General features: G+C 59.4%; 19 protein-coding genes and 3 tRNA genes. 13 read left to right on the top strand and 9 right to left on the bottom strand.

Annotated elements, in window-relative coordinates; genetic code table 11:
* Positions 1-3 precede the first annotated feature (3 nt).
* Positions 4-1065, top strand: a complete 1062-nt coding sequence (locus ACOZJV_RS30840) for an AI-2E family transporter (RefSeq protein WP_078473277.1) — start codon at positions 4-6, stop codon at positions 1063-1065.
* Here the strand turns inward: ACOZJV_RS30840 and ACOZJV_RS30835 are convergent.
* The 3 genes from ACOZJV_RS30835 to ACOZJV_RS30825 all read right to left on the bottom strand — a co-directional run bounded on the left by ACOZJV_RS30835 (position 1062) and on the right by ACOZJV_RS30825 (position 2155).
* Positions 1062-1244, bottom strand: a complete 183-nt coding sequence (locus ACOZJV_RS30835) for a hypothetical protein (protein ID WP_020296837.1) — start codon at positions 1242-1244, stop codon at positions 1062-1064. The genes ACOZJV_RS30840 and ACOZJV_RS30835 overlap by 4 nt on opposite strands.
* A gap of 117 nt (positions 1245-1361) precedes the next feature.
* Positions 1362-1556, bottom strand: coding sequence for a hypothetical protein (locus tag ACOZJV_RS30830; protein ID WP_020296836.1), 195 nt, complete (start codon positions 1554-1556; stop codon positions 1362-1364).
* A 245-nt stretch (positions 1557-1801) separates the two neighbouring features.
* Complete coding sequence (locus ACOZJV_RS30825; RefSeq protein ID WP_043229212.1) at positions 1802-2155, bottom strand: hypothetical protein; 354 nt, start codon at positions 2153-2155, stop codon at positions 1802-1804.
* A gap of 254 nt (positions 2156-2409) precedes the next feature.
* Here ACOZJV_RS30825 and ACOZJV_RS30820 point away from each other — a divergent pair, with 254 nt between their 5' ends.
* Positions 2410-3228 carry a shikimate 5-dehydrogenase gene (locus tag ACOZJV_RS30820; RefSeq protein WP_421549236.1) on the top strand — a complete coding sequence of 273 codons (819 nt, stop codon included), beginning with the start codon at positions 2410-2412 and terminating at the stop codon, positions 3226-3228.
* Between the two features lie 85 nt (positions 3229-3313).
* On the opposite strand, the gene ACOZJV_RS30815 is transcribed toward ACOZJV_RS30820, so the two are convergent.
* On the bottom strand, positions 3314-3964 hold the full coding sequence (locus ACOZJV_RS30815) for a YceH family protein (protein ID WP_020296833.1): 651 nt from the start codon (positions 3962-3964) through the stop codon (positions 3314-3316).
* Positions 3965-4093: 129 nt separating this feature from the next.
* On the opposite strand from ACOZJV_RS30815, the gene ACOZJV_RS30810 reads away from it, so the two are divergent.
* On the top strand, positions 4094-4603 hold the full coding sequence (locus ACOZJV_RS30810; protein ID WP_078473274.1) for a DUF1993 domain-containing protein: 510 nt from the start codon (positions 4094-4096) through the stop codon (positions 4601-4603).
* Positions 4604-4692: 89 nt separating this feature from the next.
* Here the strand turns inward: ACOZJV_RS30810 and sstT are convergent, their stop codons facing one another.
* The gene (gene sstT / locus ACOZJV_RS30805) at positions 4693-5925 is read right to left on the bottom strand and encodes a serine/threonine transporter SstT (protein ID WP_201131686.1); all 1233 of its coding nucleotides are present in this window, start codon (positions 5923-5925) and stop codon (positions 4693-4695) included.
* A gap of 319 nt (positions 5926-6244) precedes the next feature.
* On the opposite strand from sstT, the gene ACOZJV_RS30800 reads away from it, so the two are divergent.
* Entirely contained in the window at positions 6245-7399 is a 1155-nt protein-coding gene (locus ACOZJV_RS30800) for an MFS transporter (RefSeq protein ID WP_421549235.1), read from the top strand.
* 4 nt (positions 7400-7403) lie between these two features.
* Here the strand turns inward: ACOZJV_RS30800 and nhaR are convergent, their stop codons facing one another.
* On the bottom strand, positions 7404-8309 hold the full coding sequence (gene nhaR, locus ACOZJV_RS30795; protein WP_020296829.1) for a transcriptional activator NhaR: 906 nt from the start codon (positions 8307-8309) through the stop codon (positions 7404-7406).
* Positions 8310-8442: 133 nt separating this feature from the next.
* Here nhaR and ACOZJV_RS30790 point away from each other — a divergent pair, with 133 nt between their 5' ends.
* A complete protein-coding gene (locus ACOZJV_RS30790; RefSeq protein WP_421549297.1) occupies positions 8443-8694 on the top strand; it encodes a hypothetical protein in 252 nt (83 codons plus the stop codon).
* A gap of 30 nt (positions 8695-8724) precedes the next feature.
* Entirely contained in the window at positions 8725-9471 is a 747-nt protein-coding gene (locus ACOZJV_RS30785) for a TerC family protein (RefSeq protein WP_078473270.1), read from the top strand.
* A 70-nt stretch (positions 9472-9541) separates the two neighbouring features.
* Here ACOZJV_RS30785 and ACOZJV_RS30780 read toward each other — a convergent pair whose 3' ends face one another.
* Positions 9542-9709 carry a hypothetical protein gene (locus ACOZJV_RS30780; protein WP_178102995.1) on the bottom strand — a complete coding sequence of 56 codons (168 nt, stop codon included), beginning with the start codon at positions 9707-9709 and terminating at the stop codon, positions 9542-9544.
* A 167-nt stretch (positions 9710-9876) separates the two neighbouring features.
* Between ACOZJV_RS30780 and ACOZJV_RS30775 the strand changes: the two genes are divergently transcribed.
* Positions 9877-10605 (top strand): PA2778 family cysteine peptidase, encoded by a 729-nt coding sequence (locus ACOZJV_RS30775; RefSeq protein ID WP_201131682.1) that lies wholly within the window; start codon positions 9877-9879, stop codon positions 10603-10605.
* Positions 10606-10659: 54 nt separating this feature from the next.
* On the opposite strand, the gene pbpG is transcribed toward ACOZJV_RS30775, so the two are convergent.
* On the bottom strand, positions 10660-11598 hold the full coding sequence (gene pbpG, locus ACOZJV_RS30770; RefSeq protein WP_078473268.1) for a D-alanyl-D-alanine endopeptidase: 939 nt from the start codon (positions 11596-11598) through the stop codon (positions 10660-10662).
* A gap of 271 nt (positions 11599-11869) precedes the next feature.
* Between pbpG and ACOZJV_RS30765 the strand changes: the two genes are divergently transcribed.
* Complete coding sequence (locus ACOZJV_RS30765) at positions 11870-12430, top strand: hypothetical protein (RefSeq protein ID WP_078473267.1); 561 nt, start codon at positions 11870-11872, stop codon at positions 12428-12430.
* A 75-nt stretch (positions 12431-12505) separates the two neighbouring features.
* On the opposite strand, the gene folD is transcribed toward ACOZJV_RS30765, so the two are convergent.
* On the bottom strand, positions 12506-13360 hold the full coding sequence (gene folD / locus ACOZJV_RS30760) for a bifunctional methylenetetrahydrofolate dehydrogenase/methenyltetrahydrofolate cyclohydrolase FolD (protein ID WP_020296823.1): 855 nt from the start codon (positions 13358-13360) through the stop codon (positions 12506-12508).
* Positions 13361-13640: 280 nt separating this feature from the next.
* Here folD and ACOZJV_RS30755 point away from each other — a divergent pair.
* The 5 genes from ACOZJV_RS30755 to clpP all read left to right on the top strand — a co-directional run bounded on the left by ACOZJV_RS30755 (position 13641) and on the right by clpP (position 16442).
* Positions 13641-13717: transfer RNA gene (locus ACOZJV_RS30755), tRNA-Arg, on the top strand.
* Positions 13718-13757: 40 nt separating this feature from the next.
* Positions 13758-13833, top strand: a tRNA-His gene (locus tag ACOZJV_RS30750).
* Positions 13834-13891: 58 nt separating this feature from the next.
* Positions 13892-13976, top strand: a tRNA-Leu gene (locus ACOZJV_RS30745).
* A 420-nt stretch (positions 13977-14396) separates the two neighbouring features.
* Positions 14397-15707 (top strand): trigger factor, encoded by a 1311-nt coding sequence (tig, locus tag ACOZJV_RS30740; protein ID WP_020296822.1) that lies wholly within the window; start codon positions 14397-14399, stop codon positions 15705-15707.
* A 93-nt stretch (positions 15708-15800) separates the two neighbouring features.
* Positions 15801-16442 carry an ATP-dependent Clp endopeptidase proteolytic subunit ClpP gene (gene clpP / locus ACOZJV_RS30735; RefSeq protein ID WP_016965272.1) on the top strand — a complete coding sequence of 214 codons (642 nt, stop codon included), beginning with the start codon at positions 15801-15803 and terminating at the stop codon, positions 16440-16442.
* Positions 16443-16520: the final 78 nt, after the last annotated feature.

Genomic DNA, 16520 nt, shown 5'->3' with positions numbered 1-16520 from the left:
GATATGAATCAAACCAACCTGCAAAACAAAAGCCTGCTGGTACTCCTGGTACTGGTGACGGTCGCTTTCATCTGGATCCTCCTGCCGTTCTACGGCGCGGTGTTCTGGGCGGTGATCCTCGGCATCGTCTTCGCCCCGCTGCAACGCCGGCTGCAATTGAAGTTCGGCTGGCCACGCAACCTGACTTCACTGTGCACCCTGGGCATCTGCCTGGTGATCGCGATTCTGCCGGTGATCATCACCAGCGTGCTGCTGGTGCAGGAAGGCACCAACGTCTACAAGAACATCGAGAGCGGGCACCTGGACATCGCCGGCTACCTGGCGCAGTTCAAGCACGCGTTGCCGCCGTATTTCCAGCACCTGCTGGACCGCTTCGGCATGGGCGAGCTCGACGGCCTGCGCGAGAAAATCGTCAAGAGTTCGATGCAGGGCAGCCAGTACCTGGCCAGCCAGGCGTTCAGCTTCGGCCAGGGCACGTTCGAGTTTGTGGTGAGCTTCTTCATCATGCTCTACCTGCTGTTCTTCTTTCTGCGCGATGGCGCCGAACTGGTGCGCAAGATCCGCACGGCGGTGCCCCTGGCGGAACATCAGAAGCGCCGCCTGCAACTCAAATTCAACCGAGTGGTGCGCGCCACCGTCAAAGGCAACGTGCTGGTGGCGGTGACCCAGGGGGCGCTGGGCGGGGTGATTTTCTGGTTTCTCGACATCCCCAGCGCCTTGCTCTGGGCGGTACTGATGGCTTTTCTGTCGTTGTTGCCGGCGGTGGGCGCGGGGATCGTCTGGGCCCCGGTGGCCGCGTACTTCCTGCTCAGCGGGGCGATCTGGCAAGGGGTGGTGCTCGGGTTGTTCGGGGTCTTCGTGATCGGCCTGGTGGACAACGTGCTGCGCCCGATCCTGGTGGGCAAGGACACCAAGATGCCGGATTACCTGATCCTGATCTCGACCCTGGGTGGCCTGGCGATCTTCGGGCTCAACGGTTTTGTCATCGGTCCGCTGATCGCGGCGTTGTTCATGTCCAGTTGGGCGTTGTTCGTCGAAACCCGGCCGCGGGTGCAGTTGCCTTAAGCGACCAGCATCGGCTGTTCGAACTTCAGCGACAGTGCCTGCGCGGCGGGAAGCGAGGTAAGCGGGCCGCTGATCGGTTCGCCGTCCCGTACCAGGTACCAACAGGCGAGCAATCCTAGCTCTCTGAGCGGTGCGGGAACGGCGCTGCCGATAACGGACATGATCTGAACCTTGTGCATAAGTGCCTCCATCAATCAGTGGGGCTACCTTACAAAGCTCAGGGTGTTACGAAAAATCACCACGCTCGATAGTCGACATTGATGGCAACGACGGCGGTTGTGGTCCTTCGCGTGGTTTCAGTCCACCACCTGGTCGAGCATGTTCAGCACTTCCTGATCGTTGAGCAGGCCTTTGCGCACCAGGTTTTCTGCCAGCAGCGAAAGAAACTTGGCGCTGCGATGGCCCTCCAGGTGTTTGAGTTCAGTCAGCGCACTGTAGACCTTGCTTGAGGTACAGAGGCCGGCGATGCGGTGCGGGTTTTGCGTGGGCATAGGGTTCGTCCTTGTTTTTATGAGCCTGTTGGCATGGACAGATCCGATCTTGCGGACCTGGCATGACAGATATATGACCGTCGTATGCACGATGGGTGCGCGGTGACGGCCTTACTATTGCCGGATTTACAGGCAATTACTGTTCCGTCAGCGACCTGGGATTGGGATATTCAGACATTTGGATGATGGCAAAATGCAACAAGCCCCGCTTTGAGGGCGGGGCCTGTCAGGGTGGAGCGGGCTGCTTACCAGCGGCCAGGGCCGTAGTAGTGGCGAGGCGGGCCGTAGTAGCCACGGGGCGGGCCGTAGTACACCGGTGCCGGGCGGTAGTAGACCGGCGCTGCTTCGACATACACCGGTTGCGGCTGGTAGTAGACCGGAGGCGGTGCGGCATACACCGGCTGTGGTTGTACGTACACCGGTTGCTGTTGCACGTACACCGGACGTTCCTGGTTGGACATGACGGAGCCCATTACCGCAGCACCTACGACAGCACCCAACACGGCCGGCCCGGCCCAATTGCCGCCATGGGCGGAGGCTTGGCCAGCGACAGCGAGTGCACCAATGAGCAAGGCTATCTTGGGGATTCTGGAAATCATGGTAGTTCCTCGGTTCAACCCCGGGCTTGTGGTCTGCAATAGACTCAAGGACTGTCGCGGGGATACTTCTAAGACAGCGGTTTTGGCAAAAACTGCACAGCCGCTGAGTAAATATTGTGTAAGGTCTGTACCGGCTTCTTTACCGTCATCCCTGGGCGGTAATGCCACCTTCAAACTTGGCGTCGATATGATCAGGCACAAGTCGTGCGGCGGGTTAATCCGTCTATCCGAAAGTGCCTTGCGAGGAGATTCACATGCAAATGAACCCCAACAAAGACACTCAGTTGTGCATGTCATTGTCAGGGCGTCCGGGGAACTTCGGCCTGCGCTTTCATAACCATCTGTATGAACAGTTGGGCCTGAATTTTTACTACAAGGCCTTCAGCAGCCATGATCTGCCCGGCGCCATTGGCGGGATCCGGGCCCTGGGAATTCGCGGTTGCGGCGTGTCGATGCCGTTCAAGGAGGCCAGTATCGAGCTGGTGGATGAGCTGGACGCGTCGGCTCAGGCCATCGCCTCGATCAACACCATCGTCAACACCAATGGCCACCTCAAGGCCTACAACACCGACTACATCGCCATTGCCCAATTGCTGGCCGCGCACCAGGTGCCCCAGGCCTCGAGTTTTGTCCTGCGTGGCAGCGGCGGCATGGCCAAGGCCGTGGCCAGCGCCTTGCGCGATGGTGGCTACAGCAACGGCATTATCGTTGCGCGCAACCAGAGCGCCGGGCGCGCGCTGGCGGACTCCCTGGGTTATCAGTGGCAGGCCGAGCTCGGTGATGTGCGGGCGCAGATGCTGATCAACGTCACGCCGATCGGCATGACTGGCGGTGCCGAAGCCGACCAGCTGGCGTTCCCGGCCGAAGCGATCACCGAGGCACAGACAGTGTTCGATGTGGTGGCGATCCCGGCGGAAACCCCGTTGATCCTGCGCGGTCGGGCCGAAGGCAAGCAAGTGATCACCGGTCTGGAAGTGATTGCGATCCAGGCCCTGGAGCAATTTGTGCTGTACACCGGCGTCCGCCCGAGCGAAGCGCAATTCCAGCAAGCGGTGGCATTTGCGCGGGGGTAGAAGGTCAGGTAAAGGGGAGAGCCGATAGGGCCAGCGCAGACTGCGGCCGCGGCTACAGTGTGTAGCCGCGGCCGGGGAGGAGGTGTCAGCCTTCGAGTTTTGCCAGGCGCTCTTCGAGGGCGGCGATGCGGGCTTCGAGTTCTTCGATGCGTTCGGCGGATACACCGCTGCCGCTGCTGCGCTCAACCGGATTCTGGCGTGCGGCCAGAATCGCCTCGATATCCGCCGGATCCCCCAGGGCGTGCATATAGCGGTCTTCGCGTTGTCCCGCCTGGCGCGGAATCAGCAGTGCCAGGCCACGGGCGATCAAGCGTTCCAGTTGATGCACCACCTGCTCGGCGTCTTCGAAATCATGCATGCGCCCGCTGCGGGTCAGCAGCTCGTTGACGGTTTGCGGGCCACGCAGAAACAACAGGCCGCTCAGCACCACCTGGGCCGGCACCAGCTCCAGGGCCTTGTCCACGCGATGCTCCCAGCGATCGGCGCGGCTGCCCATCACCAGTCGGGTAAAGCCTCGGCCTTCAAGCGCGCGCAGGCTTTGCCCGACCTGGCCCTGGCTCAGGTTCATCACCGGTTCACGGCTGGTTTTCTGGTTGCAGGCAAGCACCAGGGCATTGAGGGTCAGGGGATAGGTTTCCGGGCTGGTGGCCTGTTTTTCGATCAAGGAGCCAAGAATACGGATTTCCGTACTGTTGAGCCGCAGTTCATCAACGGAGGTCTCTTGCTCAGTGCTCATCGCGCTTTCCCTATGCTATGGAAGGCGACTAGCCTAATCCTTGCGCAAGAAAAGACAAGCCGCCCGCCGAGCGCAAGGATGTCTATAATCGCGCCACGCTGTATTTCTGCCACCCATGTCGAGACTGTCATGACTATTTCCCTGTACGCCGCCTCCGTTCCTGTCTTCAAGCAAATGCTCACTGCCCTGAGCGATGTGCTGAACAAGGCCGAAGCCCATGCCACGGCGAAGAACATCGACCCCAATGCCTTCCTGCAGGCCCGTCTGTACCCGGACATGTTCCCCCTGGTACGCCAGGTGCAGATCGCCGTGGACTTCGCCAAAGGCGTCAGCGCCCGCCTGGCCGAGGTCGAGCTGCCCAAGTACGACGACAGCGAAGTCACCTTCGCCGACCTGCAAGCCCTGATCGCCAAGGTCCTGGCCTTTATCGACGGGATCCAGCCCGCGCAGATCGATGGCAAGGAAGGCATCGAAATCGTCACCCGCCCTGGCACGCCAAAAGAGAAGCGCTTCAGCGGCCAGTCCTACCTGCTGACCTACGGCCTGCCGCAGTTCTTCTTCCACGTCACCACCGCCTACGCCTTGCTGCGTCACAACGGTGTTGAAGTCGGCAAGCGCGATTACATGGGCGCTTTCTAAGCCCCACGCTGCAAAAAGCCCGGCAAGGTGTGAGCCTTGCCGGGCTTTTTTGTGCGCGGCGTTCAGGGCCGCGTCGAAGGCTGTGCCGCTCAGGCTGTCGGTTGGACCGGATCGTCCTGGGCCATGCAGGCGGCTGCGGTGAACAGCACGTCGGTGGAGGAGTTGAGGGCGGTTTCCGCCGAGTCCTGAAGCACGCCGATGATGAAGCCGACCGCCACCACCTGCATCGCGATCTCGCTGGGGATGCCGAACAGGCTGCACGCCAGGGGAATCAGCAACAGCGAGCCACCGGCCACGCCCGAGGCGCCGCAGGCACAGATCGCCGCGACCACACTGAGCAGCACCGCAGTCGGCAGGTCGACGCTGATGCCCAGGGTGTGCACCGCCGCCAGGGTCAGCACGGTGATGGTGATCGCCGCGCCGGCCATGTTGATGGTGGCGCCCAGGGGGATCGATACCGAATAGGTGTCTTCATGCAGGCCCAGGCGCTTGCTCAGTTCCAGGTTGACCGGAATGTTGGCCGCCGAACTGCGGGTGAAAAACGCGGTAATCCCGCTTTCGCGCAGGCACATCAGCACCAGCGGGAAGGGGTTGCGGCGGATTTTCCAGTAGACGATGGCCGGATTCATGACCAGAGCCACAAACAGCATGCAGCCGATCAGCACCGCCAGCAGGTGCAGATAGCCCAGCAGCGCACCGAAACCGGAGGTGGCCAGGGTCGAGGCCACCAGGCCGAAAATCCCCAGCGGGGCGAAGCGGATCACCACCTGCACGATCAGGGTCACGCCGTTGGACAGGTCGCCGAGCACGGTGCGGGTGGTCTCGCCGGCATGGCGAATGGCGACGCCCATGCCGATGGCCCAGGCCAGGATGCCGATGAAGTTGGCATTCATCAGCGCGCTGACCGGGTTCTCGACCACGCTCAGCAACAGGCTTTGCAGGACTTCGGCGATGCCGCCGGGGGCGCTGATGGCGACGTCGTGGGTGGACAGCACCAGCGCCGACGGGAACAGGCTGCTGGCGATCACCGCGACCACGGCCGCGGCGAAGGTGCCCAGCAGGTACAGCACCAGGATCGGCCGGATATGGGTCTGCTGCCCATGTTTGTGGTTGGCGATGGAGGCCATCACCAATACGAACACCAGGATCGGCGCCACGGCCTTGAGCGCAGCGACAAACACCTTGCCGATAAAAGCGGTGGACTTGGCCACTTCGGGCAGCAACAGCGCCAGGGCGATCCCGGCGAGCAAGCCGATAATGATCTGCGTGACCAGGCTGATGCCCTTGAGTTTTTGCAGAAGCGAAGGGGGCGAAGCAGTCATAACGGTATCTCTGTTTTTTTTGAGGTATTGGATGGGGCGACAGTAATAGACGCGGCAGACTGTCTCAAGGATTGCCCACCGTACGCGGCAGCAACGCTTTGCGCTGAATCACCGAGGGTAGACGATGACCGTGCCGGGTTTTTTAGGGGGGCGGACTTTATCACAGCGCCGGTGGTTCCCCGGAGGTGTATGACGATCTGCCGCACAGCCCGCGCTTCAGCGGCGGCGCAAACATTCTGTTAACATTCGCCATCCTTTTTTCATATCCCCTCAGTGGGCCCTCGGGCTGGCGCTGGCGTTGTCGTTTCTGGAGTTATTCATGCTGTTGCCCATCCTGCTGTTGTCGGCTGCGGGTTTTACCGTGCTGACCACGGAATTCATCATCGTCGGTCTGCTGCCGTCGATCGCCCGGGATCTTGAGGTCAGCGTGCCCCAGGCCGGCCTGCTGGTGACGCTGTTCGCCTTCACCGTGGCCGCATTCGGGCCGTTTCTCACCGCCTATTTCGCCCGTTTCGAACGCAAGCGCCTGTTTGTGACGGTGCTGGTGATGTTCGGCCTGGCCAATACCCTGGCGGCGCTGGCGCCGAATATCGGGGTCATGGCTGTGGCCCGGTTGATCCCGGCGTTGGGGTTGCCGGTGTTCTGGGCCCTGGCCAGTGAAACTGCGGTCGGCATTGTCGGCCCGGACTACGCCGGGCGCGCCATCGCTAAAATCGGCTTCGGCATTGTGTGTGCCACGGTTTTCGGGATTCCGGTGGGGACCCTGATTTCCGATGCCTTCGGCTGGCGCAGCGCCTTTGCGATCCTGGCGGTGGTGGCGTTCGCCAAGGCCTTGCTGCTGTTTATCTACCTGCCGAAGACCGAGCTGCATAAGCAGCAGGTCAGCCTGGGTTCGCAATTCAAGATCCTGCGCAGCCCGCTGATGCAGGGGCATGTGCTGCTGTCGATCCTGGTGTTCAGCGGTATGTTCACCGCTTACACCTACCTCGCCGACATCCTTGAGCGCCTGGCCGGGTTCAACGGCACCGTGGTGGGCTGGTGCCTGATGGGCTTTGGTGCGGTCGGATTGATCGGCAATTCCCTGGGCGGACGGGCAGTGGACCGGCATCCGCTGATGGCGTCGATGGTGTTCTGCGCCTTTATGATCGGCGGCATGGTGGCCCTGGTGCCGGCTATCCATTCGACATTGGGGCTGGCGGCGGCCATGGGTATCTGGGGCGTGACCCAGGCGGCGTTGTTTCTGGTCAGCCATGTGCGGCTGATGAAGGCCGCACCTGAAGCGCCGGCCTTTGCCGCGTCCCTGAACATCGCCGGGGCCAACCTCGGGATCGGCCTGGGAGCCATGGTCGGTGGCCGGGTGATCGACACCCTGGGCCTGGGCAGCCTGGGATTCGCCGCTGCCGGATTCATCCTGGTGTCGATTGTCCTGGCCTTGCTGCTGATGGGCGCCAAGCCGCGCAGCGCCTGCGCCTGAAACCTCAGGCGGGCAGGGCGGTGAACAGCTCGCGGCGCGCACCCTCGGTAATCGCGACGATGCCGGGGTGCTTGACCTTGCGCTCCACTGAAATGGCATAGAAGGACTCGGTCACTGCATCGGTCTGGCCGATCAGCTCCACGCCGTATTGGCGCTTCACTTCATCGGCAATCACGCTGGGGGCGATGAAAATCCCGCTGCCGGATTGACCGAAGGCCTGCATCAGCGCGCTGTCGTCGAACTCGCCAATGATCCGCGGCTGAATCTGTTGTTCGGCGAACCAGCGCAGCAAGCGGCTGCGGACCACGGTTTCCTGCCCTGGTATCAACATCGGTGCGCCGTGCAGGCTGTGGGGGAAATCCTGGCCGTAGGCCTGGGCCAGGTTGGCCGTGGCGAAAAAACTGATGCCGCACTCGCCCAACTTCTGGCTGTAGCCCTTGATGTCGAGGTGCGACGGCATCGGACTGTCGGAAATCACCAGGTCCAGACGCTGGATGGCCAGGTCGGCCAGCAGCCGTTCGAGTTTGTCTTCGCGGCAGGTGATGCGGATCGGCTCACTCAACTCCATGGTGGGCGCGATCAGCCGGTAGACGATGGATTTGGGCACCACATCGGCCACCCCCACCCGAAACTGGATCTGCTGCTCATTGGGCTGGGCGCGGAGCATGGCTTCCAGTTCGCCCCCCAACTGAAACATCTGTTCGGCATAAGGCAGGGTCTGGCGCCCGGCTTCGGTGAGTTCCAGCTGACGTCCGACCCGGCGAAACAACTCGATGCCATAGGTTTGCTCCAGCAGGCTAATCTGACCGCTGATGGTTTGCGGGGTGAGGTTGAGCTGCTCGCAGGCGCGCACGATGCTGCCGGTTTTGGCCACGACCCAGAAGTAATGCAGTTGACGATAATTGAGCATGGCGATCTCACTTCGTAAAAACCGAATTATAACTGCAAAAAATACGAATTTTCCTGAAGTATCCAGCTCTTTAGAATCCCCCGCTATCGACGGCCTGCCGGTTGGGCCCGTCTGTTCTATCGAGGGAAACACCATGAAAATTCAAAACATCGGCGCCGCAGCCTTGCTGGCGCTGGCATTAGTGGGCCTGGCTGGCTGCGATCAAGCAGAAAAAAGCGCCCAGCAATTGATGGGCAAGGCTGCCGAATCGGCCAAGCAAGCGATTGACGACACCCACAAGGCGGCCGAGCAAGCCATCAGCGACGCCACCGGTGGCTTGATCAGCAAACAGGAAAAACCCGCTGACGACGGCAAGAATAAAGAGCCGTCGTCGCAGGAAATCTAACCCTTTCGTACCACAGAGCCAGGATTGCCCATGGAATACCTTTTACAACTCGCCGCCAGCCCCACCGCCTGGGTCGCCCTGGCCACCCTGGTGGTGATGGAAATCGTGCTTGGTATCGATAACCTGATCTTTATCTCGATCCTGACCAACAAATTGCCCGAGCAGCATCGAGCCAAGGCGCGACGCATCGGGATCGGCATGGCCCTGATCCTGCGTCTGGCGTTGCTCAGCACCATCGCCTTTATCGTGCAGTTGACCGAGCCGGTGATCGACGTGTTTGGCCAGGTGTTCTCCTGGAAGGACATGATCCTGATCGCGGGTGGCTTGTTCCTGTTGTGGAAGGCCACGACCGAGATCCATCACAGCATGGACCCGCAGGCCCAGCACGACGATAAGGCCACTGCGGGTGTGTCCATCGGCTTTGCCGCTGCGATCGGCCAGATCCTGCTGCTGGACATGGTGTTTTCCATCGACAGCATCATTACCGCCGTTGGCATGACCGAGCATTTGCCGATCATGATCATCGCGGTGGTGGTCTCGGTCCTGGTGATGTTGCTGGCCGCCGAGCCGCTGGCCAAGTTCATCAACGACAACCCGACCGTGGTGATGCTGGCCCTGGGCTTCCTGATCATGATCGGCATGACCCTGATCGCCGAAGGCTTCGGTGCCCACGTGCCAAAAGGTTATGTGTATGCGGCGATGGCGTTCTCGGCGGCTATCGAGAGCCTGAACATGCTGGCGCGACGGGCGCGGCAGAAGCGTGAACTCGATGCCTGATTGATTGCGTGACATTTGGCCGCCTGCCTTCGAAAGAATGCAGGCGGCTTTTTTTTGCCGGGTGGATGACTCAGTGCGCGGTCGCGGGACGTGGCGCCGGTTTGCTGACTTTTGCCGGGGTTGGCGGTGGGAGAGGGTGGTGATGCCGGCGGGTGATCCGCAACACCCCCCAGAGCATGGCGCCAGCAACGGCCAGCCAGCCACAGATCAGTAGGAAAATCGTCGTTGTCAGGCTCATACGTGCCTCCTCTTTGCCCTGTCCAGGGCACACACTCTTTGCAATGGACAGTCTAGTCGCTGCCGTGTTTCAAACAATTGACCAATAGTCGAGAGTGATCGACTGCTTCGCTCTATCGCCGGCAATTAACTGCGACCTAACGCTATACCACCGAGCCAGAGGGCCCTATGATCAGGCCCCCAGCCGGAAGACTGTCAGGCCGGCGTCTGATCAAGAGAGCGAAGATGGTGCGGGTATTTCCTCGAATTCGAACGGCGTTGCTGGCCAGCGCCTGTGTCCTGAGCCTGGCGGGTTGCGCCACGGGTGTGCAGCCGGAGATCCAGCGCCTGCCCGAGCGGGTCGAGCTCAGCAGCGTGCCGTTCTTTCGAGGCGAGATCTATCAGAGTGGCCCCGGCGCCCTGGCCAGCATGCTGTCCCAGCAAGGTGTGGTGATCACGCCCGGGCTGCTCGACAAGCCCTTGCATCTGCCGGGCGCCGAGGCGCAGTTGCAGCAGAACATGCAGAAACTCGCCCGTGAGTACGGGATGCTGGTCTACCCCCTGGACGACAACCTTCCAGCCTTGCTGACCCAGGTGGCCGCCGGTTTTCCGGTGATGCTGCGCTTTACCGAAGGTTCGTCGTTCTGGTCGCAGCCGCGTTACGCGGTGTTGGCCGGCTACAACCGCGACAAGCAGACGGTGCTGCTGCGTGCGGGGCAGAATCGGCGAATGTTGATGAGCTTCAGTTCGTTTGAGTCAGCCTGGAAGAATGCCGGGAGTTGGGCGGTGTTGATCCAAGCGCCGAACCAAGTGCCAGCCAAGGTCGATCGCCAACGCTGGTTGCGGGCAGCGGATGAACTGGCCCAGGCCGGTCAGGAACAGGCAGCAGCCAAGGCGGTCAAGGCCATTGGCAACTGATCTGAGCAGATGTGAAAACGGCGCCCTGAGGCGCCGTTTTCATTTAAAGAGGACTCATTGGCTGCGCTGGGCGACGCCACTCTGGCGGTCCTTGAGGTTCTTGTCGGCCTTGTAGCGCAAGGCTGCATCCGGCACCGAGCCGCTTTTGCCGGTCTCGACCCAGTTGCGGATGCGGCTGGCATCGGCGAAGTGGGTGTATTTGCCAAAGGCATCGAGAATCACCAGCGCGACTGGGCGATTGCCCATGCTGGTGACCAGCACCAGGCAATGACCGGCCTGATTGGTAAAGCCGGTCTTGGTCAGCTTGATATCCCAGTTGGCCCTGTTCACCAGGTGGTCGGTGTTATGAAAACCCAGGGTGTAGTTGGGTTTGCGGAAGGCCACGGTTTTTTCCTTGGTGGTGCTCAACTCGCTGAGCATCGGGTACTTGCGTGCGGCCAGCAGCAGCTTGCTCAGGTCGCGAGCCGTGGACACGTTGTGAATCGACAGCCCGGTGGGTTCCACATAGTGGGTACTGGTCATGCCCAATGCCTTGGCCTTGGCGTTCATCGCCGCAATAAAGGCCGCGTAACCGCCCGGGTAATGATGGGCCAGGCTCGCGGCGGCGCGGTTTTCCGATGACATCAGAGCGATCAGCAGCATGTCGCGGCGGCTCAGTTCACTGTTGAGCTTGACCCGGGAGAACACGCCTTTCATTTCCGGGGTGTCGCTGATCGACACCGAGATGTATTCATCCATCGACTGTTTGCCTTCCAGCACGATGAGGCCGGTCATCAGCTTGGTCACCGAGGCAATGGGTACCACCACGTCCGGGTTGCTGGAATAGATGACTTTGTTGGTCTGCAGGTCGAGCAGCAAGGCGCTGCCCGAAGCGATATGCAACTGTGAAGTGTCTCGGGGCGCGGCGGTGGTTTCGCCGGCAACGACGGTCTGCGTGATGAAGGTGCCTGTAACAGCAAAAAATAGGCTCAGGATAGAAAGACGAATTTTCACGCGGGCGGACTCGAAAAAAGTATGGATATGCCGTTTGGCAATAGGTTGTTTTCGAAAAAACGTTACATTCTATGAGTATGGCTGAAGAACTGTCGATTGTTCTTCCAATGGTCGATGAAACCCCCTAAGAACTAAGAAAAAACAGGTATTTTCCGAGTGATGGCGCTTTGGTATCCGGGTCGGTACTTAATAAACATGGTGCGCCACCCGGGCGGGGATTAGCATCGCCTTTTTTGCTGCATATCACCCTGGAATAAACGGGAGTCGGGCAATGCCGAAAAGCTTTATCAGCAAAGAGTATCTGCCCATGGTGGTGTGGGCGGGAATGGTGGCAGTGCTGTTGCTGGCGTTCGCGTTTTTCCCCAAGTCGGCTGATTGGTATGGCTGGATCCAGGCAGTCGGGCTGATAGTGGGTTTGATGGTGGCTATTGCCGTTCCCGCTATTCAACGGCGGCAGGAGTTTGCTGCGCAACGCGCTCAACTGCGTGAGCGCAATGTGGGGTATGGCCGACGCCTGCACTACTTCACGTTGGAGTTGCTGGAGTTGTTGGGGCGTATTGGAGCCAATCTGGCGCATTTGCGGGCCACTGATCGTCATCGTTGTCAGCGCAATATCGAGGATTTTCTGCACCGCGTGTTCGAGTCTCACAAACGCGATGTTAACGATGAGCGGATTGTCATCATCCATGACCTGCGCCTCCTCGCCCAAACCCTGGTCGATGAGCTGGAAAGCGGGCGAAGTGATCGGGTGGTGATGCTCGACCTGGAAAAGCGCCTGCAGAAGGTGGCGTATCGCGCCCAGGTCAGCGCGGCGCTGGCGGAGCGCAGCTAGTCCGGCATACGCCATAAACAAAGAACCCCGCCAATGGCGGGGTTCTTTGTTAGCGGAACAGATGCACTTCCTGGTTTAGCTATGCAGGGTTTCCGCCGCGTACAGCGTGTTCTCCAGCAGGCAGGCGCGGGTCATCGGCCCAACGCCACCCGGTACGGGAGTGATCCAGCCGGCGCGGGGCAGGGCCGTCTCGTAGACCACATCGCCCACCAGCTTGCCGTCGCCCTGGCGGTTGATACCCACGTCGATAACGATGGCGCCCGGCTTGATCCACTCACCTTTGACCAGCCCCGGCTTGCCGGCGGCAACCACCACCAGGTCGGCGCGGCCAACGTGGCCTGCCAGGTCCTTGGTGAAGCGATGGGTGACGGTCACGGTGCAGCCAGCGAGCAACAGCTCCATTGCCATCGGGCGCCCGACAATATTAGAGGCGCCGACCACCACTGCATCCAGGCCGTAAAGATCGACCCCGGTGCTTTCCAGCAGGGTCATGATGCCTTTGGGGGTGCAGGGGCGCAGCAGTGGAATGCGTTGTGCCAGGCGACCGACGTTATAAGGATGGAAGCCATCCACATCTTTATCCGGGCGAATGCGTTCCAGCAATTTGGAGGCATCGAGATGTTCGGGCAAAGGCAATTGCAGCAGAACACCATCAATGTTCGGGTCATCATTAAGGCGATCGATCAGGCTGGCCAGATCGTCTTGAGTGGTGTCGGAGGGCAGGTCATAGGCTTGGGAAAGAAAGCCGACCTCTTCACAGTCTTTACGCTTGTGCGAGACATAAACCTGAGACGCTGGGTCGCTGCCGACCAGGATCACCGCGAGGCCGGGGGTACGCAGGCCTTGCTGGCGACGCTCGGCGACACGTTTGGCGATCTGCTGGCGCAGGCTAGCGGCGATCGCTTTGCCGTCGATTAGTTGTGCAGTCATGACGCGTGATTAACCATCGAGAGGGAGAGAAAAAGAGAACGTATTCTCGCATGTCGGGACGTGAGGGCAAAGGCGCTTGGTCAGCAAATTCCCCTAACCCCTTTAATTAAATGAATTTTTTTCAAAAAAGAGTTGACGACCTTAGCGACCACCTATAACATTCGTCGCACTTGTCGGGCACAGCCTAGCACTGGTTAAGAAGGTCGGGCAGAGTTGATGGTTAACTCACAACGACTGAAAGCACTTAGTTTGTAATCGTTAAAGAATACAGATTAATAAGGCGCCCGTAGCTCAGCTGGATAGAGCATCCGCCTTCTAAGCGGATGGTCGCAGGTTCGAGTCCTGCCGGGTGCGCCATTAGGCAGCTTTGGCACAAGTAACGCAACAACGCAATATGGTGGGCGTAGCTCAGTTGGTAGAGCACAGGATTGTGACTCCTGTTGTCGTGGGTTCGATCCCCATCGTCCACCCCATATTTCGAAAAGGCGCCAGATTAATAGTCTGGCGCCTTTGCTTTAAAAGGCTTGATACGCGGACGTGGTGGAATTGGTAGACACACTGGATTTAGGTTCCAGCGCCGCAAGGTGTAAGAGTTCGAGTCTCTTCGTCCGCACCAATTAAGTAGCTATTTAATAGCAGATAACGGCGCAGCACCTGAAAAGGGCTGCGCCGTTTTCGTTTCAGAAGTTCGGGTTTTCAGTGCGGCTGCCGGTAGTGGGCTAAATGAGTTGGCGAAGTGTTCGTCTTTTTTTGTCACTGGATGTTCGGGTTGATCTGCCGGGCCATCGAGGTCTGGCGGCCAGGCGGCTGACGACTGGTCTCTTCTATATATAGAGGGACGGTTTAGAGGCGCTGGTTTGATTCGCTGTATTTGCTCTGTGGGTGAGGCTCAACCGTTTGTCCCCGCCTTTAAATTGCCAGCTGTTTTTTACCCGTTTTCAGTAGGGTGACTTCTTGAGTTTGACCCACTAGAATGCATGCCCTTGATTCTGGGGTCGGAAACGGCCGGCTAACGTCTGTGCAACGAGGAATATCCATGCAAGTTTCTGTTGAAAATACTTCTGCTCTTGAGCGCCGCATGAGCATCACCGTGCCGGCCGAGCGTATTGAGAGCCAGGTCAACAAGCGTCTGCAGCAGACTGCCCAAAAGGCCAAAATTGCAGGCTTCCGTCCTGGCAAAGTTCCAATGAGCGTTATCCGTCAGCGTTATGAAGCTGATGCGCGTCAAGAAGCTGTGGGTGATGTGATCCAGGCTTCCTTCTACGAAGCAGTGGTTGAGCAGAAGCTGAACCCGGCTGGCGCACCTTCGGTCGAGCCTAAAGTGCTGGAGAAGGGCAAGGATCTGGAATACGTCGCAACGTTCGAAGTATTCCCTGAGTTCACTGTTGCCGGTTTCGAGTCCATCGCCGTTGAGCGCCTGAGCGCTGACGTGGCTGATGCCGATCTGGACAACATGCTGGAAATCCTGCGCAAGCAGAACATTCGTTTTGAGTCGGTCGATCGTGCCGCACAGAACGAAGATCAACTGAACATCGATTTCGTTGGCAAGGTTGACGGCGAAGTATTCGCTGGTGGTTCCGCCAAGGGCACTCAGCTGGTTCTGGGCTCCGGCCGCATGATTCCTGGCTTCGAAGACGGCCTGGTTGGCGCCAAAGCCGGTGAAGAGCGCGTTCTGAACCTCACCTTCCCTGAGGACTACCAGAACCTGGACCTGGCCGGCAAAGCTGCCGAGTTCACCGTTACCGTCAACACTGTGTCCGAGCCTAAGCTGCCAGAGCTGACCGAAGAGTTCTTCGCTCAGTTCGGTATCAAGGAAAGCGGTCTGGAAGGTTTCCGCGCCGAAGTTCGCAAGAACATGGAGCGTGAACTGCGTCAGGCGATCAAATCCAAGATCAAGAACCAGGTCATGGACGGTCTGCTGGAAGCGAACCCGATCGAAGTGCCTAAGGCGCTGCTGGACAACGAAGTCAACCGCCTGCGCGTACAAGCTGTTCAGCAGTTCGGTGGCAACATCAAGCCTGACCAGCTGCCGGCCGAGCTGTTCGAAGAGCAAGCCAAGCGCCGCGTTGTGCTGGGCCTGATCGTGGCTGAAGTGGTCAAGCAGTTCGACCTCAAGCCAGACGAAGATCGTGTTCGCGAGCTGATCCAGGAAATGGCCTCGGCCTACCAGGAGCCTGAGCAGGTTGTGTCTTGGTACTACAAGAACGACCAGCAACTGAACGAAGTCCGTTCGGTTGTGCTGGAAGAGCAAGTTGTGGATACTGTTCTGCAGAAAGCTAGCGTGACCGACAAATCGGTCTCTTACGAAGAAGCGGTCAAGCCGGTAGAAGCACCACAAGCCGACTGATTTTTTACTCGTTCGAAAATACACACCATAAGCCAGCCTTCGCGCTGGCTTATGCGTATTCAAGACATGACTATTTGGGAGTGACTGCAGGACATGTCCCGCAATTCTTATTATCAGCAGAGCTCTGACATCCAGGCCGCAGGCGGCCTGGTCCCGATGGTTATCGAGCAGTCCGCCCGTGGCGAACGCGCCTATGACATCTATTCGCGCCTTCTCAAGGAGCGAGTGATCTTCCTGATTGGCCCGGTAGAGGATTACATGGCCAACCTGGTGGCGGCGCAATTGCTCTTCCTTGAAGCGGAAAACCCGGACAAGGACATCCATCTTTATATCAACTCACCAGGTGGTTCGGTGACTGCAGGCATGTCGATCTACGACACCATGCAGTTCATCAAGCCCGACGTTTCCACCATCTGCATTGGCCAGGCCTGCAGCATGGGTGCTTTCCTGCTCGCCGGCGGCGCTGCGGGCAAACGCCATTGCCTGCCTAACTCGCGGATGATGATTCACCAGCCGTTGGGCGGTTTCCAGGGTCAGGCGTCGGATATCGACATCCATGCCAAGGAAATCCTCCACATCCGTTCGCGTCTGAACTCGCTGCTGGCTCATCACACTGGCCAGAGCCTGGAAACCATCGAGCGCGATACCGAACGCGACAACTTCATGAGCGCAGAGCGTGCGGCGGAATACGGCCTGATCGACTCCGTGATCAACAAGCGTCAAATGCCTGCCTAAGCAACTCAAATGTCGGTGGTTGGGGTAACTGGCCACCTGCGGGCTTGAAAAAGCCCGCAATTGCCTTCATCTTGTGTT

It is taken from the genome of Pseudomonas sp. QD4, from assembly GCF_049199125.1.
Lineage (GTDB): Bacteria > Pseudomonadota > Gammaproteobacteria > Pseudomonadales > Pseudomonadaceae > Aquipseudomonas.
This window is presented reverse-complemented; position numbering and strand designations above follow the sequence as displayed.